Here is a 26069-nt window from a genome sequence, read left to right on the forward strand (position 1 = left end):
GCCCTCATCTCCGTGTGACCCCCTGCCGCGGCACCCGCATGCCACAAACCGAAGGAACCCACCATGAACAGCTTCTCCAGACGGCGCCGTCCGGCCGCCGCGGTCCTGATCTCCCTGGCCGTCGCCACCGGCGTCACCGCCTGCGGCTCCGGCAGCAGCGGCACCAAGGGCGCCGACAGCGGCACGTACACCGTCTGGGACCCCTACCCGCAGTTCGCCAAGGGTTCGGCCTGGACGAACCTGCTGGACAAGTGCGGCACCGAGGCGGGCGTGAAGGTCAAGCGGACCGGCTTCGACACCAGCGATCTGACGAACAAGGCCCTGCTGGCCGCCCAGCAGGGCAACTCCTCTGACATCCTCATCGTCGACAACCCGGTCGTCTCGACCCTGGCCGAGGCGGGCGTCCTCACCACGACCGACGACAACAAGCTGGACACCTCGAAGGTCGACCCCAACCTCCTCGCGGCCGGCCAGTCGGGCGGCAAGACCTACGGCACCCCGATCGGCGCCAACACCCTCGCTCTCTACTACAACAAGAAGGTCCTGAAGGAAGCCGGCGTGGACATCGCCTCGGTGAAGGACTGGGCGTCCCTGACGGCGGCTCTGGAGAAGGTGAAGAAGGCCGGCAAGAAGGGCATCACCTTCTCCGCGATCGGCACCGAGGAGGGCAGCTTCCAGTTCCTGCCGTGGTTCTGGGGCGCGGGCGCGAAGCTGACCCAACTCGACTCCGCCCAGGGCGAGTCGGCGCTCTCCCTGTGGAAGGACTGGCTCAAGGGCGGCTACGCCCCCAACTCGGTCCTCAACAACACCCAGACGACCAGTTGGCAGGAGTTCGCGACCGGCGACTACGCCTTCGCGGAGAACGGCACCTGGCAGCTCGGCAACGCCAAGAAGGCCGGCTTCGACTACGGCGTGCTCCCGATACCCGGCGCCTCCGGCGGCAGCGCCGCCGCCCCGACCGGCGGCGAGTTCGTCACCCTCCCGGTACAGGACGACACCGGCCGCTACACCACCTCCCAGAAGCTGGCGACCTGCCTGACCAGCACCCAGAACCTGTACGACACCGACACCACCCTGTCCTACGTGGCCCCCACCAGCGAGGTCCAGGACAAGCAGGTGGCCGCGAACGCGGAGCTGAAGCCCTGGGTGGACGCGGTCAAGGCGGCCAAGGGACGGACCAGCGACGACCTCGGCACCAAGTACCCCAAGATCTCCGAGCAGATGTGGAAGGCCGTCCAGTCCGCGCTCAGCGGCTCGAAGTCCCCGAAGGACGCGCTGACCGACGCCCAGTCCGCCGTCAAGTGAGTGCACCTCGGGGCCAGTTGATGAGCCAGACGACACAAGTGCCGCGCCCGCGGACCGACTCCGAGGGCGCGGCCCCCGAGGCGCGGCGCCGCCCCGTCTCCCCGCAGTGGGCCGCCTGGGCCTTCCTGGCCCCGGTGACCCTCTACCTCGTCCTGTTCTACGCCTATCCGCTGTACCGCAACCTCGACCTGAGCCTGCGCCACTACACCGTGCGCTCGTTCGTGCGGGGCGATGCCCCGTTCACCGGCCTGGCGAACTACCGGACGGTCTTCGACGACCCGACCTTCGCCCCGGCCCTGCTGCACACGGTGGTGTTCACCGGCGTGTGCCTGGTCTTCCAGTACAGCATCGGCCTGGCGCTGGCCGTCTTCTTCAACCAGCACTTCCGGCTCTCCGCCACCCTGCGGGCGCTGTTCCTGGTGCCGTGGCTGCTGCCGCTGATCGTGTCCGCGTCGACCTGGTCGTGGATGCTCAACAGTGACTCCGGCATCGTCAACGCCGTCCTGCACGCCATCGGGATCGGCCCGGTGAACTGGCTGACCTCGCCGTCCTGGTCGCTGACCTCGGTGATCATCGCGAACATCTGGATCGGCGTCCCCTTCAACCTGGTCGTCCTCTACAGCGGCCTGCAGTCCATCCCCGGCAGCCTGTACGAGGCGGCGGCCATCGACGGCGCGGGCTCCTGGCGGCGCTTCTGGAGCATCACCTTCCCGCTGCTGCGCCCGGTCTCCGCCATCACCCTGCTGCTGGGCCTGGTCTACACACTCAAGGTCTTCGACATCATCTGGATCATGACCAAGGGCGGTCCGGCCGACTCGTCCACCACCTTCGCCACCTGGTCCTACCAGCTCGGCTTCGGCAACCTGCTGCCCGCCTTCGGCCCCGGCGCCGCCGTCGGCAACCTGCTGGTGGTCGCCGCCCTGGTCTTCGGCCTGGTCTACGTGCGGGTCCAGCGAAAGCAGGCGCTGTCATGAGAACACGGCTGAAGACCGTCCTTGGCCTGCTGCTGACCGGGATCATGCTCTTCCCGGTGTACTGGATGCTCAACGTGTCCCTCACCCGCGACCAGGACATGCGCAAGAGCCCACCGGACCTGTTCCCCTCCCACGTCACCCTGGAGGGCTACCGGGCCGTCGTCGACCAGCAGTTGCCCTACCTCGGCACCAGCCTCGTCATCGGTCTGGGCACCGTCGCCCTGACCGTGGCGCTGGCCGCCCCCGCCGGCTATGCGCTGGCCAAGCTGCGCCCGCGCGGCGGCGGAATCATGAGCTTCGTCCTGCTGGCCGCCCAGATGATCCCCGGGATCATCATGGCGATGGGCTTCTACGCCATCTACCTCCAACTCGGCCTGCTCCAGACCGTTCCCGGCCTGATCGTCGCCGACTCCACCCTGGCCGTCCCCTTCGCCGTCCTCATCTTCACCGCGTTCATGTCCGGCATCCCCGGCGAACTCCTCCAGGCCGCGAAGACGGACGGCGCGGGACCCCTGCGCACCTTCCGGTCCATCGTGCTGCCGATGAGCCGCAACGCCGTCGTCACGGTGTCCCTGTTCGCGTTCCTGTGGTCCTGGTCCGACTTCATCTTCGCCAGCACCCTGGTCAACGGCGGGACGCACGAGCCGATCACCCTGGGCATCTACCACTACATCGGCAACAACAACCAGCAGTGGAACGCCATCATGGCCACCGCCGTCGTGGCCTCCCTGCCCGCCGCGGTCATCCTCGTCCTCGCCCAGCGCTACGTCGCCGCCGGCGTGACCGCCGGCGCCGTCAAGGACTGACCTGCGCGGCGCAGCCCCTCCCCCTGACGATCCCTGCTCGAGAAACGAGTGCCCTTCATGACCGCCGCCCGATCCGGCCCGGCCTTCTCCGTCCACGACATCCCGTTCAGCACCTACGGATCCTGGTTCGGCATCTCGCCCGTGGTGGCGGAGAAGACGTACGCCGAGGACCTCCACCTCGTCTCCCACCAGAACGGCATGCACGCCGTCCTGGGCCTCGTGCCGCTCGACCCCGTGACCGGCGAACGGGCCGAGACCCGCGTCGAGGCGACTCCGGGCCTGCTCAGCTGGACCGGTGCGGACGGGCGCATCGACCTCGCCTACGAGTCGCCGGACACCGTACGACTGCGCGGTGCGGGCGCACCGCTGCGGATCTCGGCGGCGGCCCGGACGCTGACCCCGTTCAGCGGCACGTACTTCTACCGCGAACCGGCCGCCGACGCCTACGTGTTCACGTCGTACGAGACCGGACGGCGGTACCGTGTCACGGTGCTCTCCGGCACGGTCGCCGACGTGTTCGGCAGCCAGGCCCTGGGCAGCGCCGACCGCGGTGTCACCGTCGCCGACGCGGACGGCGGATGGGAGATCGCCCTCGAGGAACTCGACACCGCCCGCCCTCCCTACGTGTCGACGGCGGCCTTCGGCAAGGTCGTCGAGGCCGCGCGGAACTCCTTCGCGGACTTCGTCGACACCGTGGCCCCCTGGCGCTCGGCCGCCACCCCGGCCGCCGAACTCGCCGCCTACGTCCTGTGGTCGGCGACCGTACGCCCGGCCGGTCTGGTCACCCGGCCCGGCGTCCTGATGTCCAAGCACTGGATGGACAAGGTCTGGAGCTGGGACCACTGCTTCAACGCCCTGGCCCTGGCCCCCGGTTGCCCCGAACTTGCCCGGGACCAGTTCCAGTTGCCCTTCGACCACCAGGACGAGACCGGGGCGCTGCCCGACTCGGTCACCCACTCCGAGGTGCTCCACAACTTCGTCAAACCGCCCATCCACGGCTGGGCGTTCGGCCATCTGCGACGCCGGCTGCCCACGCCTCCCGACCGCGCGGAACTGACCGGTACCTACGACAGGCTGGAACGCTGGACGGACTTCTGGCTCACCGCCCGCCGTGCCCCCGGCGCGGCCCTGCCGCATTATCAGCACGGCAACGACAGCGGCTGGGACAACGCCACCACCTTCGATCCCGAACGCATGGTCGTCACCGCGGACCTCGCCGCCTTCCTCACCCTCCAACTGCGTGAACTCGCCGACCTGGCAACGCTTCTGGAGAGACCGGACGACGCCCGCCGGTGGACGCGGGCCGCCGAGGAGACGCAGCAGGCGATGCTCGACCAGCTCTGGACGGGCGACCGGTTCGTCGCCCGGGGCGTCGACAGCGGCGACACCTGGGGCACCTCCAGCCTGCTCGACCTGATGCCCATCGTGCTGGGCGAGCATCTGCCACCCGAGATCGGTGAGGTGCTGGCCGGCCGTATCGCGGCCCATCTCACCCCGTACGGCCTGGCCACCGAGCTGCCGGACTCGCCGCACTACCTCGCCGACGGCTACTGGCGCGGCCCGATCTGGGCCCCCGCCACGGTCCTCGTCGAGGACGGCCTGCGGCGCGGCGGCCACCACCGGCTGGCGGACGAGATCAGCGCCCGCTTCCGCGTTCTGTGCGAGGAGCACGGCTTCGCGGAGAACTTCGACGCCCTGACCGGCACGGGCCTGCGCGACCGCGCCTACACGTGGACGGCGGCTGCCTACCTCCTCCTCGCCGAGGCGCACGCACAGCGAGAGGGCCTGTGAGACCGATCAGGCCGGAGTGACCCCGACCGGCAGCTTCTTGACGCCGTTGACGACGTTCGAGCGCCCCCGGGGGGCCGCCGCATCGGCGACCTCGCGCGGGTGCGGCGCTCGTCCCGGCGGGACCCGTGCTCAGTCGAGGACCGCGGTGGCCTCGATCTCGACCAGGTGATCGAGGACGTCCAGTGCCGCGACGCCCAGCAGCGTGGCCGGCGCGACCGGGGTGACCCCCATTTTCGCGGCCGCCCGCGAGATCCCCTCCAGGAGCTGGGGCATCTTGTCGGGCGTCCAGTCGACGACGTGGACGTTCAGCTTCGCCACGTCGTCGAAGGAACCGCCGGCCGCGGCCAGGGCCGTGCCGACGTTGAGGTAGCACTGCTCGACCTGCGCGGCGAGGTCGCCCTCACCGATCGTGCGGCCCTCGGCGTCCCAGGCGACCTGTCCTGCGACGAAGACCAGCTTCGTACCGGACGCGATCGAGACCTGCCGGTAGACATCGATCTCCGGCAGTCCGCCGGGATTCAGCAAGGTGATGGCCATTCTCTGCTCCTCCATGGTCGGGCACCATGAGCCCGTGGTCTCCAGTGGTTACTGGGAAACCGTAGGAGAGCGGCCGCTGACATGGAAGAACGCACTTTTCAGTGACTGGGGAACCCGATGGTGACCCAGCAGCTCAGCGCCCTTCCCTGGGGGCGGCGTGCACGGGTGAGCGACCGTCCACCGCACCGTGGTGGCCCGTCGGCCGAGCAGCAGCGCCGACAGCGGTGAGTTCTCCGACGGCTTCAATACCACCGCAGCCGGCCGGCGTCAGCGGGAGGTTGCAGGGGAGGCCAACCTGCCGCCAGGAGAGCACAACGTCGTCTCCGGCAACGGACCCGTGCCCGGACGGGCCCTCGGCCTTCACCTCGACGTCGACATGCTCTCCTTCACCGGCCCCACCGCCTCGAACTCCCGGTCCTGCCAGCATGGTTCACCGCCGTCCAATGGCACTCGACACTCCCGTGCGCACCGCGCGACACGGCGGCTGACGCGGCCTGAGGGGCATCGCCCCCCGGGGACCGCACCTCCCTCACGAGCCGGAGTCGTAGAGCTGTCCGCGGGGACCGGACCGGTGAAGTGCTGGTGAAAACCCGGTGGAAGCGCTGTCAGTGGGGCCGCTTATGCTGCACCGGACGATCACGCGGGACCAGGGGAGGGCGCGGCATGTTCGGCAAGCTGTTCGGCAGGGATGCGGAGAGACCCGCGGCGGATCCGCACGCCCTGCCCGTCCCGCGCAGACCGAAGAACGGGATGTACACGCTGCGCGCGCTCGGGGACACGCGGGTGCTCGCGCTGGTGGAGACCGCCGACGCCGGTGACTGGGAGGCGGTCAAGGAAGCCCTTGCCCCCTTCGATCTCGGCCGCGACCACGCGGTCCTGGGCGAGCTCGCCGACCTGGACGGTGTGCAGGACTGGATCGGCCGGGCCGTACAGGAGGACAAGGAGCACCGGGCGACCGCCCTGCTGATATCCGGGGCGCGGCACATCAGCTGGGGATGGGAGGCGCGCACCTCCGCGCGCGCCGTGAACGTCACGCAGGAGCAGTGGCGCGTCTTCCACGAGCGGCTCGAGATCGCCGAGGAACAGCTGCTCGAGGCCGCCGAGCTGCGGCCGGACTGGGTCACCCCGTGGCGCCGCCTTCTCACCTCCGGCCGTGGCATGTCCCTGGGTCCGGCCGTGAACGAGACCCGGCGCGACGCCGCCCTGCGCCGCGACCCGCTGGACCTGGAGACCCACATCGAATGGGTCTCCCAGCTGCAGCCCCGATGGAGCGGTGAGCCGGGCCAGGCCCTGGCGTTCGCCCGCGAGGCCTTCGCCGGCGCGCCCGACGGGCACCGCCTCGGCTGTGTGATCGCCATGGCGCACATCGAGGAATGGGTGGAGTCGGACCGCAAGGACTGCCTCGTGACCCCCGAGATCCAGGACGAGTTGCTGGACGCGGCCGAGCGCAGCATCCTCCACCCCGCCTACGTCCGCCGCCCGGGCTGGCAGGGGGACTTCAACACCTTCGCGATGGCCCTGTCCCTGGCCTCCGAGAGCATTGCGCTGGCGCGCGTCTTCCAGGAGCTGCAAGGCGCCTACACGCCCTGGCCCTGGGAGTACATGGCACAGCCGGAAAAGATGTACGCCCGCGCCCGGCGCAACGCCTGACTCCGCCACCCCGCCTGCCACCCCTCGATCACCCACCCCGGACTGCCCGATGACTCTGCCCGACACCCCTTCGAGCCCGGCCGGCGCCGACCGCACCTTCCAGGTGGATCTGCGCGGCCTCGTCGATCTCCTCTCCCACCACCTCTACTCCAGTCCCCGCGTCTACCTGCGCGAACTCCTCCAGAACGCGGTGGACGCGCTGACCGCCCGGCAGAGCCTCGCGCCGGCCGGCCCCGCCGAGGCCTTCGGCATCCGCCTGTTCGCCGACGGCTCCGTGGTGCGCGTCGAGGACGACGGCGTCGGTCTCACCGAGGCCGACGTGCACAGCTTCCTCGCGACGATCGGCCGCAGCAGCAAGCGGGCCGAGCGGATCGCCGAGCAACGCGCCGACTTCATCGGCCAGTTCGGCATCGGCCTGCTCTCCTGCTTCCTGGTCGCGGACGAGATCCACGTCGTGAGCCGCTCCGCCCGCACCCCCGACGCCCCCGCCGTGGAATGGCGCGGACGCGGTGACGGCAGCTACACCGTCCGCACCCTGCCCGCCTCCGCCCGCCCCAGGCCCGGCACCACCGTCACCCTGACGCCCCGCGCCGACGCGGGCGAATGGACCCGCCCGGCCCAGGTGCACGCGCTGGCCCGGCACTTCGGCTCCCTGCTGCGCCACCCGGTGACCTTCGACGACGGCACCGGCGGGCCCGGCGGTCAGGGCGCGCCCGTCAACCCCGATCCCGCGCCCTGGGCGCGCACCCATCCCACCCCCGGAGCCCGCTCCCGCGCCCTGGCCGCCTACGGCGAGGAGGTCTTCGGGTTCACGCCGCTGGACACCATCGAGCTGGACCTGCCGGCCGTCGGTCTGAAGGGCATCGCGTGCGTGCTGCCCGAGGCGGTACCGGCCGGGCGCCGCCACGGCCACCGTGTGCACGTCAAAGGCATGCTGCTGTCCGAGCAGGCCGAGGAGATCCTGCCCGACTGGGCGTTCTTCGTCCGCTGTGTCGTCGACGCCGAAAGCCTGCGCCCGACGGCGTCCCGCGAGTCCCTGTACGAGGACGACACCCTGGCCGCCGTACGCGATGCGCTCGCCGAACGCCTGCGCGCGTGGATCGCCCGGGCCGCCGCCAGCGACCCCGAGTTGCTCGGCCGCTTCCTCCAGGTTCACCACCTGGCCGTGAAGTCGCTCGCGGTGCACGACGACGAGATCATGCGGATGCTGCTGCCGTGGCTGCCGTTCGAGACCACCGACGGGCACGCCACGCTCGACGAGTTCGCGCGCACCCACCGCACCGTCCTCGTGACCTCGAGCGTGGAGGAGTTCCGCCAGGTCGCCGCGATCGCCTCGGCCGCCGGGCTCGGCGTCGTCAACGGCGGCTACACCTACGACCGTGAACTGGTCCACCGGCTGCCCGAGATCAGGCCCGAGGTCAGCGTCGCCGACCTCGACCCGGGGACCCTCACCGCCCACCTCGACCCCGTCGACCGGGAGACGGAACTGGCCGCCGCGGCCTATCTCGCCCAGGCCCGCGACGCGCTCGCCGTCTTCGACTGCGACGTCGCGCTGCGCACCTTCCAGCCCGCCTCCGCCCCCGCCCTCCTCCTCGACAGCCGTGAGGCCCGGCACGAACGCACCCGCTCGCAGTTGGCCCGCGAGCAGCAGGGCGGCGTGTGGGGCGACATCCTCGGCGCCCTGCGCCAGGAGGCCCCGCGGGCCCAGCTGATCCTCAACCAGCTCAACCCGCTGGTGCGCACCGCCGTCACCATCGGCGAGCCCGAGCTGGCCCGCACCAGCGCCGAAGCCCTGTACGGGCAGGCCGCGATGCTGTCCCGCCGCCCGCTCAGGCCCGCCGAGTCGAGTCTCATCAACCGCTCCTTCCTCGACCTCCTCGCCCACGCCCTCCGCAAGGACAGCTGACGATGCCTACCGCGATCCAGACCACCGACGAGCTGTACCAGGCGCTCCAGGACAACGACGCGCGTCCCTACGGCCGTACCCGCACCGTCACCGCCGAGGAACTCGTCGACGCCGCCGAGCAGTTCGAGGAGCCCGTCCCACTCGTCCACGCCCTCCTCGAACTCCAGGAGGCGTACACCTACGGCTCCGAACCGCGGAAGTCTCCCGTCGTCTTCGCCCGTCTGCTCACCCTTTTCGACGAGCACCCCGACGTCTTCGACGACCGCCTGCGCCACCAGCTGTTCTGGCGTTTCAAGTGGGTGGGCCACGCCCTGCGCCAGCTGCCCGAGATACCGCTGGCCAGCCTGCGTCAGTGGCTGACGGAGATGCGCGACCGCTACGAGAAGGCCGGCCTCGGCCTCCAGCCCTACTACGGACAGGCGTACCAGCTCGCCGCCCATGTCGGCGAGGACACCGCTCTCGCCTACGAACTGTGGGCGGGCCGCGCCCGCACCCGGCTCAGCGACTGCGAGGCCTGCGAGATCTGCGAGCGCGCGCTGTTCCACCTCGCCGCCGGCGACGACGAACGGGCACTGCGCACCTGGGAGCCCGTCCTGGCGGGGAAGGAGTCCTGCCGGGAGGAGCCGGCCCGCTCCCTGTCGTACGCGCTGCTGCCCCTGCTGCGCACCGGCCACGCCGACCGGGCGCGCGAACTGCACCTCGTCGGCTACCGCGGCTGCCGCCGCAACCCCGCCATGTCCGGCGAGGTCGGCCGGCACCTGGAGTTCTGCGCGCTGACCGGCAACGAGGCCCGCGGCCTGGAACTGCTCGCCGAGAACCGGAACCTGTTCGACGAGGTCGACTCGCCCCTGGACCAGCTCGACTTCCTCACCGGCGTCGAGGTCCTCCTTCAGCGCGTCGAGCTCCTCGGCCACGGCGAACTGCCCGCGGCCGGATACGCCGGCCGTACCTGGACGGTGTCCGGGCTGCGTGCCGAGGTGCGGGGTCGCGCGGACGACCTCGCCGCCCGGTTCGACGCCCGCAACGGAACCTCGACCCACACCGACCGCCGCCGGGCCCGCCTCGACCGGGCACCCCTCCTGGACGCGCTGGAACTGACCCTGCGCACCCGCAGCCTCGACGATGTGGCCCCGGCCGCCCCAGCCGCCCCGGTCGCCGCGCCGGTCTCCCGTACGGCCGCCGCCGTTCCCGATGCGCTGCCCGAACTCATCAGCCAGGCAAGGAAGTTGGAGGAGCAAGGGCATCCGGACGCCGAGGCTTGCTTTGCGCGGCTGCGCACGCTCGTCGCCGCCCGCGACTACACCCACCCCGACGACCCTGCCGTGGGCCCGCTGGTCCGGCTGCGCGCCGACCTGCTGGCCGAAGAGGCGACCTCGGCGGCCGGCAAGGACGACTTCGCCGAGGCCGCCGCGCTCAACGAGGAGGCCGCGGCCCTCTACGACGACGCCTCGGAGCCCGGTCACGCGGCGGTCGCCCGCGCCGGCGCCCTGCTCGCCACCGCCCAGATCCCCGCGGAGGAGGCGGACGGAGCCGAGGCGAAGGCAGCCGCGCTGACCGCCGCCCACACGTCCATGGTCCGCCTGCACGAGGAGACGACCGGCAGCCTCGCTCCCTACCAGGAGGCCCGCCTGCTGCGGCTGCGGGCCACCGCGCTCGGCCTGCGCCTGCAGTTGACGGGAAGCAAGGAGTACGTCACGCCGGTGTTCGCCGAGACCGACCTGCTGCACGCGTTCGCCACCCGGCACGACATCGCCGGGCAGATCTCCGGCGCCCTGATGCTGCGGGCCAGCACACACGCCATCTCCGGCGACCTGCCCACCGCGGTCACCGAGATCGACGCCCTCCTCGGCCGGCTCAAGGCGCACGGCCCGGCCTGGCACCTGCCCCGCACCCTCGGACTGCGCGGCCGGCTCCAGCTGGCCCTCCGGGTCCCCGAGGCCGCGTACGCGGACCTCACCGAAGGTCTGCGACTGGCCGCCGACTGGCCGGCCGACACGGTCGACACCAGCCGCCTGCACGGCGATCTGGCCGAGGCCTGCATGCACCTGAGCCGCCCCGACGAGGCATTGCGGCACCTGACGCGTTCGGCGGAGGCGGACCTTCGCCACGGCAGCCGGATCGAGGCGTTCTGCACCTACAGCAACGCGGCCCAGCTCAGCCTCGACCTGGGCCGCGTCGAGGACTGCATCGCCCTGCTCGACTCCCTGCTGGCCGAACCGGACGTCGCCTCAGGGGAGTTGGACGACCGCCTCGCCGCGCAACTGCGCCTGACCCGGGCCCGGGCCCTGCGCGCGGGGGAGGACCTCAAGGCCGCCACGGCGGAGTTCGCCGCGCTCGCGGCCGAGTCCGCCGGCTGGGACGACGACCCGGGCAGCCACGCCATGATCGCTGCGGAGACGGCCGTACTCCTCGGCGAGTCCGGCGAGTTCGGCCCGGCCCGTGAGGCCGCTGACCAGGCCATCGCCGCCCATGCCCGGGACCCGCGCTACGAGCTGCTCAGCAACTCCCTGCGCGAACTCGCCCGCCTCCAGGCCCAGCAGCAGGGCGCCGAGGGCCTGGCCGACGCCCTCGCCTTCCTCGCCGACGCCGGCCGGATCGCCGACGAGGCCCGCGCCGCCGGGTACGAGGCCCGCGGCCGCTCCCTGGACAGCGCCCTCGCCTACGAACACGGGCGGGTCAACGCCTACGCCGGCGCGTACGAGGACGCACTGACCGCCCTGGAGAAGGCCCTCGCCCTGCTCGGCGAGCCGGCGCAGCAGGACGACCGGGTCGGCGAGTGGGCCGAGTGCGTGCGCCTCGCGGGCGCCGTGGAGGGCCTCTACCTGAAACGCCCCGCTCCCGCCCTCACCCGCCTCGACGCCGCCGTCTCCCACCTGACCGCCCTCGGCCACACCGAGGAGACCGAGCCGCTGACCTCCCTGGCGAGCCGGCTTCGCGACGAGGAGTGAGCCCCGTCCCATAAAATCGTTCATGCGGACGTCAGTTGCCCCCCATGGTTCCGCGTCGAGGAGGCGATGGTGCTCGGAAAGGGCACGTGGTTGGTCGTGGGCGCCCTGGTCCTGGCCTGGATGGTGCTCTCCGGACCCAGTGCACCCAGCGGTGCCCTCGACGCCAGGTCGCTGCCCGACAAAGCCGTCCGGGACGTCGTATCGAACCGGGTCGTGACGTGGAACCTCTGCAACCCCTGTGAGACGGGAAACGACGACCGGGCGGCGGAGATCGCCACGTTCGCGCCCCAGGTCATCGGTCTGCAGGAAGCGTGCGTCGGTGACGTCGAGAAGATCCGGGAGTATCTGGAGAACCTGCACGGGCTCGTCTACCACGTCGAGTACGGGCCGGTTCTCCAGAGCTGGGGCCGCTGCGGGGGAGCGCCGTGGGACCCGGGGGGCTACGGCGAGGCGATCCTCTCGGCGGCACCGATGACCGACGTCGTCACCGAGGAGTATCCCGACGGTGGCTCCGAGGACCGTGGGTACATGGCGGTCACCACCACGGTGGGCGGCCGCCAGGTCCGGCTCTTCAACACCCACCTCGCCGAACGACGTCAGGAGACGGTCCGGGCGGGCCAGGTCGGCGTACTCGCCAAGGAGGTCGCCCGGTACGACCGCGCGATCGTCATCGGTGACTTCAACGCGGTACCGGACGCCTCCGAACTCACCAGGATGTGGGCCCTGGCCAAGGACGCGGACCCGCAGTGCCACCCCTCGCCGACCGGCACCTGCGAGCCGACCACCGACTGGCAGAGCAAGTTCGACTACGTGTTCCTGCGAGGCTACGTCCCGATCGAGCAACGCGTGCATCCGAACCCGGTCTCGGACCACCACCTGGTGTACGCCGACCTGAACCCGGCTCCGCGCCGCTGACCTGCGTAAAACGTGGTTGGCCCGCCCGGTGCTACGGCGAGGTGGGCAGATGCGGGGAGCGGAGCACCAGCAGGGTGATCTCGCTGGGGGCGAAGACGCGGAACGGCGGGCCCCAGAAGCCGGTGCCGCGGCTGGTGTAGAGGAGGGTGCGGGCGCCGTGGTGGCTGAGGCCGGCGAGGGCGGGCTGGTCGATGCGGACCAGGTGGTGGAAGGGCCAGATCTGGCCGCCGTGGGTGTGGCCGGAGAGCTGGAGATCGATGCCGGCGGCTGCCGCCCGGTCGACGAACTTGGGCTGGTGCGCCAGGAGCAGGACGGGCAGGTCGGGGTCGGAGCCGTTCAACGCTCCGGCGAGGTGGGCGCGGTGGCCTGCCAGTCCGGAGGACTCGGCGGTGACGTCGTCCACGCCGGCGACCACGAGGGTGTCGCCTCCCCGTTCGAGCAGCAGATGGCGGTTGCGCAGCGGCTCCCAGCCCAGCTCGCCCATCAGGTCGACCCAGCCCTGGGCCTCGCTGTAGTACTCGTGGTTGCCCGTGACGTACACACAAGCCCGGGTGGCTTGCACGGTGCCGAGGGGGACGGCCTGGGTGCGACGGCGTTCGGCCGTGCCGTCCGCGATGTCGCCGGTGTGGCAGACCAGGTCGGCTTCCAGAGTGTTCACCGTCTCGCACACCCGAGCCGACCAGCGGGCGCGGTCGAGCGGGCCGTAGTGGGTGTCCGTGATGAGGACGACGCGGAGGCCGTCCAACCCGGCGCCCAGCCGCGGGAGTTGTACGTCGAGGCGGCGCACGCGCGGCACGCGGCGGGCCTCGGCGTACCCCCAGGCGAGCAGTACGGCGCTGGTCCCGAGGACGGCCCACGTGACGATGCGGGCCCGGTCCTGGCCCTCGCCGACGCCGAACACGGTCAGGGCGAGCCGTAGCAGGACGCCGAGGAGCACGGACCAGGTGAACAGAACCCACCCGGCGCCCAGCAGGGTGTCACCGACGATCGCCGCCCGGTCCTGCTGGCGACGACCGTGACCGCGCATCATCGCGAACGGCATGCCGACGAGGCCGAGGGCGAACAGGGCGGTGCCGGCGAGCGTGACGGGCAGCGGCCAGTGCTGGCCGGTGTACAGGAGCACCCAGCAGGGCACGGCCCACAGCAGGACGGGGGCGATCAGGGGCAGGTAGCGGATCAGGCGGAGCAGCCGGCTCTGCCGCGGAGCTTGCGCTTCGCTGTCGGCGGGTCGGGTGTTGCTGGTGTCGGTCACGCTTCGCCTCCTGACCAGGCTGCCGTCTCGCGCACTGTATCCGGTAGCCCTCGGGCCGACCGGACCGGCGTTCACCGAAGCCTGGCCTTGTCGCGTGACCCGGGCGGGCTCGGCCTTGCGCCGAGCCCGCCACGCCGTCAGCGCTGCAGTGTCAGCAGACCCGGACGGTAGGGCAGGAGGCCGTAGTCACCCCCGGAGTTGGGGCTGCGCCCCTGGTAGAGCAACTGCAGATTGCAGGGATCGACGGTCATGGTCTGGTCGGCGCCGGTGCGGATCAGTTCGCCATGGCTGATGTCGTTGGTCCAGGTGGCACCACTGTTGGCCTTGCCGGCGAAGGGATTGCTCTCGGTCGCGGCCTGGGGTGTCCAGGAGCCGTTCAGACTGGTGGCCGTGAACGAGCGGAAGTAGCGGCCCTGCGAGCCGATCGCCTCGACGATCATGAGATAGCGGTTCTGGCCTTGCAGCTTGTAGACCTGCGGGGCTTCGAACAGGTTGTTCGTCGTATCACTCATGACCACTGTCGAGGTCGCGCCGAAGCTGCCCGGGAAGTTCCCGATCGGCATACTGGCCCGGTAGATCTTGCCGTTGTCACCGGCGAAGAACAGGTACATGTTCGTCCCGTCACCGATGAGCGTCTGGTCGATGGGGCCTGTTCCGGATCCGGAGATGCTTCCGGAGAACAGCACCTGCGGGGACGACCAGCCATTCGGGTTGGTGGGGTCGCTCGACGTCCGGTAGGAGAAGGCGGTCCCGCCCCACTGGTAGGCGAGCACCCAGATGTTCTTCGGCGCGAAGTAGAAGAGTGTGGGCGCGACGGTGGAGGACGACATCTTGTTCTGGCTTGCCGAGGCCATCTCCGACCAATTGGTGAACAGGCCGAAGTTCATCGAACCCCAGCTCGTCCCCGTGTCGTGCGTCGTCGCATAGACGAGTTGCCTGCCGTTGTAAGGGACGACGGTGAAGTCCTTGAGCGAGACCCATCCCGACTTGGGCTGCGCCAGCGCGCCCGTCGATGTCCAGCGATAGGCCGACGGAAGATCGCATGTGCCGGGGGTGTCGCTGCCGGCCTTGACGAGCTGCCACTGCTGGTTGGTGCCGCCCCAGTCGTCGTACTGGACGATGTTCGCGCTGTCGGCGGTGGAGGCGCCTTGCACTTCGAGAGCCTTGTTGCTGTGGCGCGAGATGAGCCTCACGTAGCCGTCCGCGCTGTCGGCCAGCCGCCACTGCTGGTTGGTGGCGTTCAGGTCGGTCCACTGGACGATCGCGCCGCCGTTCGCGGTGGACCAGTTGGAGACGTCCAGCACCTTGCCCGAGTGGCGGGACTTGATGCGGTAGTAACCGCCCCCGGCATCGACGAACTGCCACTGCTGCTGGGCTTGGTCGTTCCTGGACCACTGGGTGATGCGGGCTCCGTCGTCGGTCGCCAGGTTGTAGACGTCCAGGGCCTTGCCGCTGTTGCGGTTGACCAGCACATACGAGGCGTTGGGGTCTACGGTCGCCGCGCCGGCGGGCTGGGCACCGAGGAAGGTGGCCACGAGCAGCAAGGGTGCGAGGACGACGAGTAAGCGTCTGAGACGGGCCGGGGGCGGGGGGCGAAACCACATCAGAGGGCCTCCTTTGGGGGCCGGGGGCGATCTCGAAAGTTTCGAAGAAATCCCGGATGCTTCGACGCCACAAGCTAGGAATGTGGGGGTCTCCGGTCAAGGTCTGTAGCCGATCTGTCTACAAACAGCGCCTCCATCGGCGCGCAGGAGTTTCGAATGTTTCGAACCAGAGGCGGAAACTTTTTCTGTGGCGAGTATTGACGATGCATCGTCAACGCCTCAATCATCCTGGTCTGAGAACCCGCATGGTTCGTATATCGAACAAGGTCGGCGTTGAGATCGTCCCGGGTTGCGGCCCGCCCCGTCCGTCTGCATTGCCCTGCGCTCCAGTCCTTCCGTGATTTCTACCTTGGAGGCACAGTCATGGGCTCGTATGCCCTTCCCGGATCCGGTGTCCGCCGGAAGATCCGCGGCCTGCTGTTGGCGCTGGTCGTCGGCGTGCTCGGTGCGGCCGCCGCACTGGTCGCGCCACCGAACGCACACGCCGCCGAGAGCACGCTCGGTGCCGCGGCGGCACAGAGCGGCCGCTACTTCGGCACCGCCATCGCCTCGGGCAGGCTGGGCGACTCGGCGTACACGACGATCGCGGGCCGCGAGTTCAACATGGTGACGCCCGAGAACGAGATGAAGATCGACGCCACCGAACCGCAGCGGGGCCAGTTCAACTTCACCGCCGGTGACCGCGTCTACAACTGGGCGGTACAGAACGGCAAGAAGGTGCGCGGCCACACCCTGGCCTGGCACTCCCAGCAGCCCGGCTGGATGCAGAGCCTCAGCGGCAGCACGCTGCGCCAGGCCATGATCGACCACATCAACGGCGTGATGGCCCACTACAAGGGCAAGATCGCCCAGTGGGACGTCGTGAACGAGGCCTTCGCCGACGGCAGTTCGGGAGCCCGGCGCGACTCCAACCTGCAGCGCACCGGGAACGACTGGATCGAGGTCGCCTTCCGCACCGCACGCGCCGCCGACCCGGCCGCCAAGCTCTGCTACAACGACTACAACGTCGAGGACTGGACCTGGGCCAAAACCCAGGCCATGTACGCCATGGTCCGGGACTTCAAGCAGCGCGGAGTGCCGATCGACTGCGTCGGCTTCCAGTCGCACTTCAACAGCGGCAGCCCCTACAACAGCAACTTCCGCACCACCCTGCAGAACTTCGCCGCTCTCGGCGTCGACGTGGCCATCACCGAACTCGACATCCAGGGCGCCTCGGCCACGACCTACGCCAACGTGACCAACGACTGCCTGGCCGTCTCGCGCTGCCTCGGCATCACCGTGTGGGGTGTGCGCGACACCGACTCCTGGCGATCGCAGGACACGCCGTTGCTCTTCAACGGCGACGGCAGCAAGAAGCCCGCTTACACCGCCGTCCTCAACGCACTCAACGGCGGCACCTCCACGCCCCCTTCGGGCTCGGGAACGATCAAGGGCGTCGGGTCGGGCCGCTGCCTGGACGTGCCCAGCAGCAGTACCACCGACGGCACCCAGCTCCAGCTGTGGGACTGCAACAACGGCACCAACCAGCAGTGGACGTACACCGCCGCCGGTGAGCTCACGGTCTACGGCAACAAGTGCCTGGACGCCGGCGGCACCGGCAACGGCACCAAAGTCCAGATCTACAGCTGCTGGGGCGGCGACAACCAGAAATGGCGCCTCAACTCCGACGGATCCATCGTCGGAGTCCAGTCCGGTCTCTGCCTCGACGCCGTCGCGGGCGGCACCGGCAACGGCACCCTGATCCAGCTCTACTCCTGCTCGAACGGCAGCAACCAGCACTGGACCCGCACCTGAGGGAGACCGTGCGGCGCCGCCGGGTGGCGGGTTGCCTGGAGGCCGACGCGGCCTCCAGGCAACCCGCGAGGCCGTTGGTCGGGATGCGAGGCGGCTCTCTCCGTCGGATGGTGGAGCCATGAACAAGGACTACCGCCAGTCTCAGCGGATGATCGAGATCGACACCCGGCTCATCAGGACCGGCGCCGTGCTCACCGCGGCCGGTGCCGCGGTGGCCTGCGCCGGCATGGGCGTCGCGGCCTTCGCCGTGTTCTCGGCAGGTCGACGCATGATCCGCGAGATGGACGTGCCCCCCTCCCAGCAGGCAGCCATGAAGTGGCGACAGGCCAAGGAGGCGTCCCTGGCGGGCGCGCGGGCGTGGCAGGCCGCGTCCGACGCCCAGAACGGGTCGCTCGCCCGCTAGGTCCGGCGCCGTCTCCCGGACGTGCCACGCGTGGACGCGATGGCCACGCGTTCCTCCGTTCGTGGCCGTGGTGGCCGTGGTGGCTGTGAGCCGGAACGCCTTTGCGGCGCCCCCGCGGCCGGCCGCCGTGGTTCTGGCCGTCATCAGGCCCGGTAGCCCGACGGTGTGACATGCCCCGCCGAAACCGGCGGCACCGTGTGCCGGTCGGTGCCGCCCGCCCCGCGGGGTGCTTTCGTCTGAGGCCGGGTGTGCGACGGCCGGCTCCTGTGTCTGTCCTGCCGGGTCGGCCGAGGCCCGGCCTTGCCTCATGCCTCGCCCGATTCCTGAGGGCGTGCCGTCCGAAACGCCCAAGGAGACATCGCGATGACAACGAAAGTCGAGAACCGCGGGACGACGTCCGCGCAGCTCCTCAAGGGCCAGAAGGCACTGGTGACCGGGGCCAACTCGGGCATCGGCCTGGCGACCGCCGTTGCCCTGGGCCGGGCCGGAGCGGACGTCGTGGTGAACTACGTCGCCGGAGCGCACGAGGCGGAGAACGTCGTGAAGGAGATCGAGAGCTTCGGCGTCCGTGCCTACGCCCACGAGGCCGACGTGTCCGACGAGGACCAGGTGACCGCCATGGTCGCCCGGATGGTCGAGGAGTTCGGCACCATCGACATCATGGTGGCCAACGCGGGCCTGCAGCGGGACGCGGCCGTGACGGAGATGACGCTCGCCGAGTGGCAGAAGGTCATCGACGTCAACCTGACCGGTCAGTTCCTGTGCGCGCGGGAGGCGGCCAAGGAGTTCATCCGGCGCGGCGTGGTGGAGGAGGTCTCCCGTTCGGCGGGAAAGATCATCTGCATGAGCTCGGTCCACCAGATCGTCCCGTGGGCGGGCCACGTGAACTACGCCTCCTCCAAGGGCGGTGTGGGCATGCTGATGCAGACCCTCGCCCAGGAGCTGGCGCCCCAGCGGATCAGGGTCAACGCCGTCGCACCCGGCGCCATCCGCACACCGATCAACCGCGACGCCTGGGACACCCCCGAGGCCGAGGCCGAGCTGCTGCGCCTGATCCCGTACCGCCGGGTGGGCGATCCGGACGACATCGCCAACGCCGTCGTCGCCATGGCGTCCGACCTGCTCGACTACGTCGTCGGCAGCACCCTCTACGTCGACGGCGGAATGACGCTCTTCCCCGGCTTCGCCACCGGGGGCTGATCTCCGATGCAGGATCACATCACGCCCCGCCGGGTGGTGATCCTCGGCGGGGGGTTCGCCGGACTGTTCGCCGCCCGTGCCCTGCGGAAGTCACCGGTCGCGGTGACCGTGGTCGACCGCCGCGCCCACCACCTCTTCCAGCCGCTGCTGTACCAGTGCGCCTCCGGGATCCTGTCCGAGGGGCAGATCGCCCAGCCGCTGCGCGGGGTCCTGCGGCGCCACCACAACGTGAGGTGCGTGCTCGCCGAGGCCACCGACGTGGACGCCGGCGCCCGGCTGGTCCACGCCCGGCGACCCGACGGCGGTGCCGTCGTGCTGCCGTACGACGAACTGATCCTCGCGGTGGGGATGCGCCAGTCCTACTTCGGGCACAACGAGTTCGCCGCGCACGCCCCCGGTATGAAGACCCTGGACGACGCGCTCGACATCCGCCGCCGGATCTACCGGGCGTTCGAGATGGCCGAAACGGCCGCGGACGACCGGGAACGGCAGCAGTGGCTCACCTTCGCGCTCGTCGGTGGTGGGCCGACCGGTGTGGAACTCGCGGGACAGATCCGGGAGATCGCAGGCCACACCCTCGACCGGGAGTTCCAGAAGATCGACTCCGCCAAGGCACGGGTGCTGCTCTTCGAGGGCTCCGACGCCGTGCTGGGCGCGTTCGGCCCGGCACTGGCCCATCGTGCGGCCCGAACCCTGGAGGGGCTCGGTGTGGAACTCCACCTGGGCGCGAGGGTCACCGACATCGACGCGCACGGCCTGACGGTACGAGACCACGAGGGCGCGACGACCCGGTTCGACGCGCGCACCGTGCTGTGGACGGCGGGCGTCGAGGCGCCGCCGATCGCGGCCGCCCTGGCCCGTGCGACCGGTGCCGAACAGGACCGGGCCGGACGCATCCTGGTCGACCCCGACCTCACGGTCCCCGGCCATCCGGAAATTTTCGTCACCGGCGACGTGATGAGCCTGAACCGTCTGCCGGGCCTGGCCGAGGTCGCCATGCAGTCGGGCGCCTACGCGGGCCGGACGGTGCGACATCAAGTCGAAGGCAGGACGAAGAAGCCGAAGCCCTTCACGTACGTGGATCTCGGCAGCGCCGCCTACATCGCCCGCGGTCGGGCCGTCGTCAAGGCCGGTCCGCTGCACCTCTCGGGGTTCACCGGCTGGCTGGCCTGGCTCTTCATCCACCTGGCCTTCCTCACCGGCTTCCGCAGCAGGCTGGGAGCGGTGCTCAGCTGGTCCGTCGCCTTCGCCACCAGCTCGCGTCGCGAACGCGCGTTCACCCTGACCGACACCGACGCTCCGGCCGCCGGGCCGCCCCCTCAGTAAACCCGTCCTTCCTCAGCCCCACCTGCTCATACGGGGCAGACCTCCGAGGCGCACATGTTCAGCACAGCGGTCCTTCTCGCGAACACGCCGGACCAACTCCTGCCCGCTCGTGAGCTGATGGCCTTCACCCTGGCCTCCCACATCCTGCTGGTCCCGTTCGGTGTGGCACTGCCGTTCATCACCCTGCTGATGCACCACCGGGGGCTGCGTCGCAACGATCCCGTCGCCCTGCTGCTCGCCCGGCGCTGGTCGGCGGTGATGGCCGTCCAGTTCGCCATCGGCATCATCACCGGCACCGTGCTGTCCTTCGAGTTCGGCCTGCTGTGGCCCGGCATGATGGGCCGCTGGGGCGACGTCTTCGGCCTCGGGTTCGGCGTCGAGGCATGGGCGTTCTTCCTGGAAGCCGTGCTGATCGCGATCTACCTCTACGGCTGGCGCCGGCTCAAGCCCTGGACGCACTTCTGGCTGGCCGTACCGCTGCCGCTGGCCGCCCTGATGGGGGCGTTCGGCATCATCGCGGCCAACTCCTGGATGAACACCCCCCAGGGCTTCGGCCTCGACGCCCAGGGCAAGCCGATCCACGTCGACGTGCGGCAGGCGATCTTCACGCCGATGTTCGGCCCGGAGTACTGGCACTTCGTGGTCGCGATGCTTCTGACCGCCGGCTACGTGGTCGCCGGCGTGTACGCGGTCGGCTGGCTGCGTGGGCGCCGGGACCGATACCACCGGCTCGGATTCACCGTGCCGTTCACCGTGGCCGCGATCCTCACGCCGGTCCAGTTCATGCTCGGCGACTCCGCCGCTCGCTCCGTCTTCCACAAGCAGCCGGTCAAGTTCGCCGCCCTGGAGATCGTCTGGAAGACCGACACCCACGTACCGGAGTACCTGTTCGGGCGTATGCATCCCGACGGGACGATCTCCGGCGGGATCAAGATCCCCCAGCTGGACTCGATCCTCGCCGGCTTCAAGCCCAGCACCCAGGTGACAGGCCTGACCTCGGTCCCCGCGAGCGACCGCCCGACGGCGACTCAGGCCACCATCGCCCACTGGGCGTTCGACATCATGGCCACCATCGGCAGTGTGCTGATCCTGCTTGCGCTCTGGTACGCCTGGTCCTGGTGGCGACACCGGGACAACCCCCGTGGCCGCTGGTTCTACCGCTGCGCCGCCAGCGCGGGCGTTGCCTGCCTCTTCACCGTGGAGTGCGGGTGGATCACCACGGAGGTCGGCCGCCAGCCCTGGATCGTCTACCAGCACATGCGGGTCTCGGAGGCGGTGACCAGCACCCACGCCGCGGGGATCTGGACCATGCTCGGCATCGTCATGGCCGTGTACGTGCTGGTGTTCGGGGCGTTCCTCGCCGTCGTCCTGAAGATGCGCACCCGATGGCGCATCGCCGACGAGGGCTCGGCCGCCGCGCGCGCCGATCTTCCCCCTGAGGCCGACACCCCGTACGGGCCCCGAAGCGAGCCCGAGCCCGCAGCCACCGGGGCCGCGCCCGATGGCGGGTCCGGCCACACGTCCGGCGGTGCGTCGTAATGGCCGAGTTCATCGCATGGGTACTGGTGCTCGCGATCGCCGCCTACGCCTGCGCCGGAGGCACCGACTACGGCGCGGGCTTCTGGGACCTCCTGGCCGGGGGCGCGGAGCGCGGCAAGCGGCCCCGCTGGCTCATCGACCACGCCATGGCACCGGTCTGGGAGGTCAACAACGTCTGGTTGATCTTCGTCCTGGTCATCATGTGGACCGGCTTCCCGACGGTGTTCCAGGCCGTCTTCTCCGCTTTGTGGCTGCCGCTCGCCCTCGCCGCCGTCGGCCTGGTGCTCCGCGGCGCCGGGTTCGCCCTGCGCAAGCCGACCCGACGTCTGGCCCAACGACGGGTCTACGGGGCGATGTTCGCCGTCTCGTCACTGGTGACGCCGTTCTTCCTGGGGGCGGTGCTCGGCGGCATCGCCTCGGGCCGGGTCAAGGTCGGCACGACCGCCTCCGCGGACGCCTGGGCCAACGGAACCTCCGTCCTCGTGGGCCTGCTGGCCGTCGCGGCCACCGCGTTCCTCGGGGCGGTCTTCCTCTGCTCCGACGCCCTGCGGTTCGGCGCGCACGATCTCGTCGACTACTTCCGCGTACGGGCGCTCATCGCCTTCAGCGCCGTGGTGGTCCTCGCGCTCATCGCCCTGCCCGTCACCCACGACGACGCCCGGTACGTCTGGGACGGCCTCACCGGGGGCCTGGGCCTGCTGCTGATCATCCTCGCCGCGGTCTGCGGACTGGCCACGGTGCTGCTTCTGCTGCGCCGGTCCCACGGCTGGACCCGCTACACCTCGGTGGCGAGTGTCGCCCTGACCGTCGGCGCCTGGGGCTGCGCGCAGCGGCCCTATGCGCTGCCCACCTCGCTGACGGTGGCCGAAGCGGCCGGCGCCGCTCACACCCTGCGGTGGCTGATGATCGTCACCGCCGTCGCGATCGTCCTGGTCGGTCCGGCGCTGGTGGTGCTCTACCGGCTCGACACGATGGGCGAGCTGGAGGAGCTCACCGACAGCGACACCGGGGCCGTCAGAGCAGCGGGGGACAACCTGTAGCGACCTCAGCCTGACACCACTGCGTCGAACCGTGCAGACCGAGGAGGTCACGCGTGCAGGAGACCCGCACCGGACGGCAACTGACCCTCCGTCACGGCACCCACCGTGCCGTCATCGTCGAGTTGGGCGCGGCCCTTCGGTCGTATGCGGTCGGTGAGCGCACCGTGGTCGACGGATTCGCCGCACAGGACCGGATCACCGGCGGGCGCGGCCAGATCCTGGTGCCGTGGCCCAACCGGATCCGCGACGGCCGATACCCCTGGGGCGGGCAGGATCTGCAACTGCCGCTCACCGAGCCGGCCGGCGGCAACGCCCTTCACGGGCTGCTGCGGTGGACCGCGTGGCGGATCGTGGAGGTGAGCGACAGCCGCGCCGTCCTGGAGGTCCCGCTGTGGCCGCAACCGGGCTATCCGTTCCACCTCCAGGTCCGCGCCGAGTACGCGCTGGGCGAGACCGGGCTCGCAGTCTCCGTCACCGCGCGCAATCTTGACGCGAACCCGGCACCGTACGGCTTCGGCCAGCATCCGTACGTCACCGCGGGCACCGCAGCCGTCGACCAGGCGGTGCTGACCGTTCCCGCACGGACATGGTTGCGCACCGACGAGCGCGGACTGCCGCTGACCGCCGAGCCGGTCGCCGGGACCGAGTACGACCTGCGAACGCCCCAAGCTGTCGGTGCGCGCCGGCTGGACACACCTTTCGGTGACCTCGACCGGGGCGCGGACGGCCGGGCCGTCGTACGCCTGGCCCACCCGTCGCAGGCGTTCGGTACGGACGTGTGGCTCGGTGAAGGCGCCGACTACGTCCAGCTCTACACCGGCGACACCCTCCCGCCGGGAGAGCGTCGCCGCGCGGTCGCCATCGAACCGATGACCTGTCCCCCTGACGCCTTCCGCAGCGGTACCGGGCTCGTCCGCCTCGGCCCCGGCGAGCAGCACACCGTGCGCTGGGGGATCGCGCCGTGGGGAGAGTGAGGGCCCGTCACGGCCTCCGACCCTGATCCACGGCAGGAGCACCGACTCGTCCCACCACGCATCGAAAGGCCACCTTGTGACAACCGACCAGGTGCTCATCGGCGTGGGCCTGATCCTCGTCCTGGCCGTCGGATCACAGGTCCTGGCCGACCGCCTGCGCATCCCTGCCCTCATTCTGCTGCTGCCGGTCGGCTTCGCCGCGGGCGCGTTGATCGACGACGTCGATCCGGAGCAGCTGCTGGGGGCGGCGTTCTCACCGCTGGTGTCGCTGGCCGTCGCCGTGATCCTCTACGACGCGGGCCTCGGGCTGGACCTGGCGCGGCTGAAGGGCCACACCCGCCGCGTCGTCGTCCGGCTGATCTGGATCGGTGTCCTGATCACCTGGTTGCTCGGCACGCTCCTCGCCGCGCCGCTGCTGGGGATGTCCCGACGGGCGGCCATCATGATCGGCGCGATCCTCGTGGTCTCGGGGCCGACGGTCGTGGGACCGCTGCTCGGCTTCGTGCGACCGAAGGACCGTCTCCAGCACATCCTCATCTGGGAGGGCTCCCTCATCGACCCGGTCGGTGGCGTCCTGGGGGCCCTGGTCTTCCACGCGGTCGTGGCGAGCTCGGGGCACCACCTCGGCAGCGGGACGGCGCAATTCCTGGCCAGCGTGGGCATCGGGGCGGCCGGAGGGGCCCTCGGGGCGGCTTTGCTCTGGCTGATGTTCCGGGTGCTGCGGCTCGGCGAGGTCCTCGGCACCACGGCACAGCTCGCCGCGGTGATCGGTGTGGCGGCCCTGTGCGATGTGCTGCGTGACGACACGGGACTCATCGCCGGCGTGGTGATGGGCCTGGCCGTCGCCAACCTCCCCGGCATGGGTGCACCCGCACGTCGGCCGTTCTTCGAGACCCTGGTCAGCCTGATCCTCGGCCTGCTGTTCATCTCCATCTCTGCCACCGTCACCCCGCACTCGCTGCGCCATGTGTGGCTGCCCGCGCTCGGGCTCGCCGCCTTTCTGGTGCTGGTCGTCAGGCCGCTGGTCGCGGCCGTGTCCACCCTCGGCACCGACCTGACGCGCGGCGAGCGCGGCTTCATCGGCTGGATGGCCCCGCGCGGCATCGTCGCGGCCGCCACGGCCTCGACGTTCTCGGCCGGCCTGGTCGCCAAGGGGATCGGCGGCGCGTCGAAGATCCTTCCGGCCACCTTCGTGGTCATCGTCGCGACCGTGACGCTCTACGGCCTGACCGCCTCGCCCGTCGCCCGGCGCCTGGGCGTCGTGCGCCCGTCCCGCTCCCGGCCCTTGCTCGTCGGGGGCGACCCCTGGGTGGTCGACCTGGGCGTGGCCCTGAGATCGGCAGGGCTGGAGGTCCTGATGTGGGCAGGGGAAGAGGAACAGCGCGAGCGCATCCGGCAGGCCGGGCTCGAGCTCGCGCCCGGTGAGCTGCTGGCCGCCGCCACGGGTGGGGCCGCCGAGCTGCAGGGCATCACGGCGGTCTACTTCCTCACCGCCGAGGACGACTTCAACGCATTGGCGGCGGTGCTTCTGCGAGGCGGCGTGGAGGGCACGGTCCACCGCCTGAACGCACCGGCCGACAGCCACGGCGTGGTGGCGCCGTTCATCGGCGGCGAGGTTCTGTTCGGCCCGGAACTGACCTGGCCGACGTTCTCCCGTAGATACGAGGAAGGGGCAGCCGTGCTCGGGCAGCCCGCCGCCGACGCCGTGCGGCCCGGCAGCGATCCGCTGTTCCTCGTACGGCGGGACGGCCGCCTCGATCCGGTCACGGCAGGCAGCACACCGCTGCCCCGGCCGGGGGACACGGTCGTCCTGCTGACACCGGGCGGACGGGCCGACGAGAGCCGGCCAGGGTAGGCAGGCCGTCTGCCGCTCGAGGCGAGTCACTCCCGGCGGGCCGTACTGCCGCGCCCTGTGCCGAGTGGCGGGCGCCGGCCCCCCGGTACGAACCGTGTGAACCCAGTTGCAATAAACAGCCGACTTCCGGCCGGGGTGCAATTCTCGGTGCACCGGTCTCTTTTATGGGAACACCGTATGCGTCTACTCATGTTCTGCCGGTCGGCGATTCTCGTGGCAAGCTGAAATATGGGCCACTGATCGGCTGCAG

20 protein-coding genes are annotated in these 26069 nt (G+C 70.5%); 17 read left to right on the forward strand and 3 right to left on the reverse strand.

The genetic code is table 11. The features are described from left to right. The first annotated feature begins 63 nt into the window (after positions 1-63). The 4 genes from OG841_RS39735 to OG841_RS39750 are packed head-to-tail and all read left to right on the forward strand — an operon-like array spanning position 64 to position 4876. Positions 64-1305: a sugar ABC transporter substrate-binding protein gene (locus OG841_RS39735; protein WP_328636972.1), complete on the forward strand. Its 1242-nt coding sequence runs from the start codon at positions 64-66 to the stop codon at positions 1303-1305. A gap of 20 nt (positions 1306-1325) precedes the next feature. Next, the gene (locus OG841_RS39740; RefSeq protein ID WP_371569167.1) at positions 1326-2279 is read left to right on the forward strand and encodes a carbohydrate ABC transporter permease; all 954 of its coding nucleotides are present in this window, start codon (positions 1326-1328) and stop codon (positions 2277-2279) included. After that, positions 2276-3085 (forward strand): carbohydrate ABC transporter permease, encoded by an 810-nt coding sequence (locus tag OG841_RS39745; RefSeq protein ID WP_371563825.1) that lies wholly within the window; start codon positions 2276-2278, stop codon positions 3083-3085. The genes OG841_RS39740 and OG841_RS39745 overlap by 4 nt, the downstream gene beginning before the upstream one ends. Positions 3086-3142: 57 nt before the next feature. Then, positions 3143-4876 carry an amylo-alpha-1,6-glucosidase gene (locus OG841_RS39750; RefSeq protein ID WP_371569170.1) on the forward strand — a complete coding sequence of 578 codons (1734 nt, stop codon included), beginning with the start codon at positions 3143-3145 and terminating at the stop codon, positions 4874-4876. 129 nt (positions 4877-5005) lie between these two features. On the opposite strand, the gene OG841_RS39755 is transcribed toward OG841_RS39750, so the two are convergent. Next, on the reverse strand, positions 5006-5413 hold the full coding sequence (locus OG841_RS39755) for a RidA family protein (RefSeq protein ID WP_371570949.1): 408 nt from the start codon (positions 5411-5413) through the stop codon (positions 5006-5008). Positions 5414-5708: 295 nt separating this feature from the next. Here OG841_RS39755 and OG841_RS39760 point away from each other — a divergent pair, with 295 nt between their 5' ends. From OG841_RS39760 to OG841_RS39780, 5 genes are all read left to right on the forward strand, one after another. Next, positions 5709-5999 carry a hypothetical protein gene (locus tag OG841_RS39760; RefSeq protein WP_371570952.1) on the forward strand — a complete coding sequence of 97 codons (291 nt, stop codon included), beginning with the start codon at positions 5709-5711 and terminating at the stop codon, positions 5997-5999. 77 nt (positions 6000-6076) lie between these two features. After that, the gene (locus tag OG841_RS39765; protein WP_365123218.1) at positions 6077-7063 is read left to right on the forward strand and encodes a hypothetical protein; all 987 of its coding nucleotides are present in this window, start codon (positions 6077-6079) and stop codon (positions 7061-7063) included. Positions 7064-7112: 49 nt separating this feature from the next. After that, positions 7113-8969, forward strand: a complete 1857-nt coding sequence (locus OG841_RS39770) for an HSP90 family protein (protein WP_328636967.1) — start codon at positions 7113-7115, stop codon at positions 8967-8969. Positions 8970-8971: 2 nt separating this feature from the next. After that, positions 8972-11917 carry a hypothetical protein gene (locus OG841_RS39775; RefSeq protein ID WP_365123221.1) on the forward strand — a complete coding sequence of 982 codons (2946 nt, stop codon included), beginning with the start codon at positions 8972-8974 and terminating at the stop codon, positions 11915-11917. 66 nt (positions 11918-11983) lie between these two features. After that, positions 11984-12832, forward strand: a complete 849-nt coding sequence (locus OG841_RS39780; RefSeq protein ID WP_328636965.1) for an endonuclease/exonuclease/phosphatase family protein — start codon at positions 11984-11986, stop codon at positions 12830-12832. A 31-nt stretch (positions 12833-12863) separates the two neighbouring features. Here OG841_RS39780 and OG841_RS39785 read toward each other — a convergent pair whose 3' ends face one another. Together OG841_RS39785 and OG841_RS39790 are read right to left on the reverse strand one after the other, a co-directional pair. After that, positions 12864-14084 (reverse strand): metallophosphoesterase, encoded by a 1221-nt coding sequence (locus tag OG841_RS39785; protein WP_365123224.1) that lies wholly within the window; start codon positions 14082-14084, stop codon positions 12864-12866. A 137-nt stretch (positions 14085-14221) separates the two neighbouring features. Beyond that, entirely contained in the window at positions 14222-15688 is a 1467-nt protein-coding gene (locus OG841_RS39790) for a non-reducing end alpha-L-arabinofuranosidase family hydrolase (RefSeq protein WP_328636963.1), read from the reverse strand. 363 nt (positions 15689-16051) lie between these two features. Here OG841_RS39790 and OG841_RS39795 point away from each other — a divergent pair, with 363 nt between their 5' ends. The 8 genes from OG841_RS39795 to OG841_RS39830 all read left to right on the forward strand — a co-directional run bounded on the left by OG841_RS39795 (position 16052) and on the right by OG841_RS39830 (position 25819). After that, on the forward strand, positions 16052-17482 hold the full coding sequence (locus OG841_RS39795; RefSeq protein ID WP_328636962.1) for an endo-1,4-beta-xylanase: 1431 nt from the start codon (positions 16052-16054) through the stop codon (positions 17480-17482). A 118-nt stretch (positions 17483-17600) separates the two neighbouring features. Then, on the forward strand, positions 17601-17885 hold the full coding sequence (locus OG841_RS39800) for a hypothetical protein (protein WP_328636961.1): 285 nt from the start codon (positions 17601-17603) through the stop codon (positions 17883-17885). Between the two features lie 363 nt (positions 17886-18248). Beyond that, positions 18249-19085, forward strand: a complete 837-nt coding sequence (locus tag OG841_RS39805) for an SDR family oxidoreductase (protein ID WP_328636960.1) — start codon at positions 18249-18251, stop codon at positions 19083-19085. A 6-nt stretch (positions 19086-19091) separates the two neighbouring features. Then, a complete protein-coding gene (locus tag OG841_RS39810; RefSeq protein WP_328636959.1) occupies positions 19092-20411 on the forward strand; it encodes an NAD(P)/FAD-dependent oxidoreductase in 1320 nt (439 codons plus the stop codon). Positions 20412-20465: 54 nt separating this feature from the next. After that, positions 20466-21950, forward strand: a complete 1485-nt coding sequence (locus tag OG841_RS39815; RefSeq protein WP_328636958.1) for a cytochrome ubiquinol oxidase subunit I — start codon at positions 20466-20468, stop codon at positions 21948-21950. After that, on the forward strand, positions 21950-22990 hold the full coding sequence (locus OG841_RS39820) for a cytochrome d ubiquinol oxidase subunit II (protein ID WP_365123230.1): 1041 nt from the start codon (positions 21950-21952) through the stop codon (positions 22988-22990). Before OG841_RS39815 ends, OG841_RS39820 begins: the two co-directional genes overlap by 1 nt. 53 nt (positions 22991-23043) lie before the next feature. Next, a complete protein-coding gene (locus tag OG841_RS39825) occupies positions 23044-23964 on the forward strand; it encodes an aldose 1-epimerase family protein (protein WP_365123232.1) in 921 nt (306 codons plus the stop codon). Positions 23965-24040: 76 nt separating this feature from the next. Further along, positions 24041-25819, forward strand: a complete 1779-nt coding sequence (locus OG841_RS39830) for a cation:proton antiporter (protein ID WP_328636955.1) — start codon at positions 24041-24043, stop codon at positions 25817-25819. Positions 25820-26069 lie beyond the last annotated feature (250 nt).

It is taken from the genome of Streptomyces canus (genome assembly GCF_041435015.1).
Lineage (GTDB): Bacteria > Actinomycetota > Actinomycetes > Streptomycetales > Streptomycetaceae > Streptomyces > Streptomyces canus_G.

What these genes read in the sequence shown, in the direction of transcription:
- OG841_RS39800 (WP_328636961.1), top strand. Translation starts at nt 17,601, where the DNA reads ATGAACAAGGACTACCGCCAGTCTCAGCGGATGATCGAGATCGACACC.
- OG841_RS39780 (WP_328636965.1), top strand. Translation starts at nt 11,984, where the DNA reads ATGGTGCTCGGAAAGGGCACGTGGTTGGTCGTGGGCGCCCTGGTCCTG.
- OG841_RS39735 (WP_328636972.1), top strand. Translation starts at nt 64, where the DNA reads ATGAACAGCTTCTCCAGACGGCGCCGTCCGGCCGCCGCGGTCCTGATC.
- OG841_RS39805 (WP_328636960.1), top strand. Translation starts at nt 18,249, where the DNA reads ATGACAACGAAAGTCGAGAACCGCGGGACGACGTCCGCGCAGCTCCTC.
- OG841_RS39810 (WP_328636959.1), top strand. Translation starts at nt 19,092, where the DNA reads ATGCAGGATCACATCACGCCCCGCCGGGTGGTGATCCTCGGCGGGGGG.
- OG841_RS39820 (WP_365123230.1), top strand. Translation starts at nt 21,950, where the DNA reads ATGGCCGAGTTCATCGCATGGGTACTGGTGCTCGCGATCGCCGCCTAC.
- OG841_RS39740 (WP_371569167.1), top strand. Translation starts at nt 1,326, where the DNA reads ATGAGCCAGACGACACAAGTGCCGCGCCCGCGGACCGACTCCGAGGGC.
- OG841_RS39745 (WP_371563825.1), top strand. Translation starts at nt 2,276, where the DNA reads ATGAGAACACGGCTGAAGACCGTCCTTGGCCTGCTGCTGACCGGGATC.
- OG841_RS39755 (WP_371570949.1), bottom strand. Translation starts at nt 5,413, where the DNA reads ATGGCCATCACCTTGCTGAATCCCGGCGGACTGCCGGAGATCGATGTC.
- OG841_RS39770 (WP_328636967.1), top strand. Translation starts at nt 7,113, where the DNA reads ATGACTCTGCCCGACACCCCTTCGAGCCCGGCCGGCGCCGACCGCACC.
- OG841_RS39765 (WP_365123218.1), top strand. Translation starts at nt 6,077, where the DNA reads ATGTTCGGCAAGCTGTTCGGCAGGGATGCGGAGAGACCCGCGGCGGAT.
- OG841_RS39795 (WP_328636962.1), top strand. Translation starts at nt 16,052, where the DNA reads ATGGGCTCGTATGCCCTTCCCGGATCCGGTGTCCGCCGGAAGATCCGC.
- OG841_RS39750 (WP_371569170.1), top strand. Translation starts at nt 3,143, where the DNA reads ATGACCGCCGCCCGATCCGGCCCGGCCTTCTCCGTCCACGACATCCCG.
- OG841_RS39775 (WP_365123221.1), top strand. Translation starts at nt 8,972, where the DNA reads ATGCCTACCGCGATCCAGACCACCGACGAGCTGTACCAGGCGCTCCAG.
- OG841_RS39815 (WP_328636958.1), top strand. Translation starts at nt 20,466, where the DNA reads ATGTTCAGCACAGCGGTCCTTCTCGCGAACACGCCGGACCAACTCCTG.
- OG841_RS39790 (WP_328636963.1), bottom strand. Translation starts at nt 15,688, where the DNA reads ATGTGGTTTCGCCCCCCGCCCCCGGCCCGTCTCAGACGCTTACTCGTC.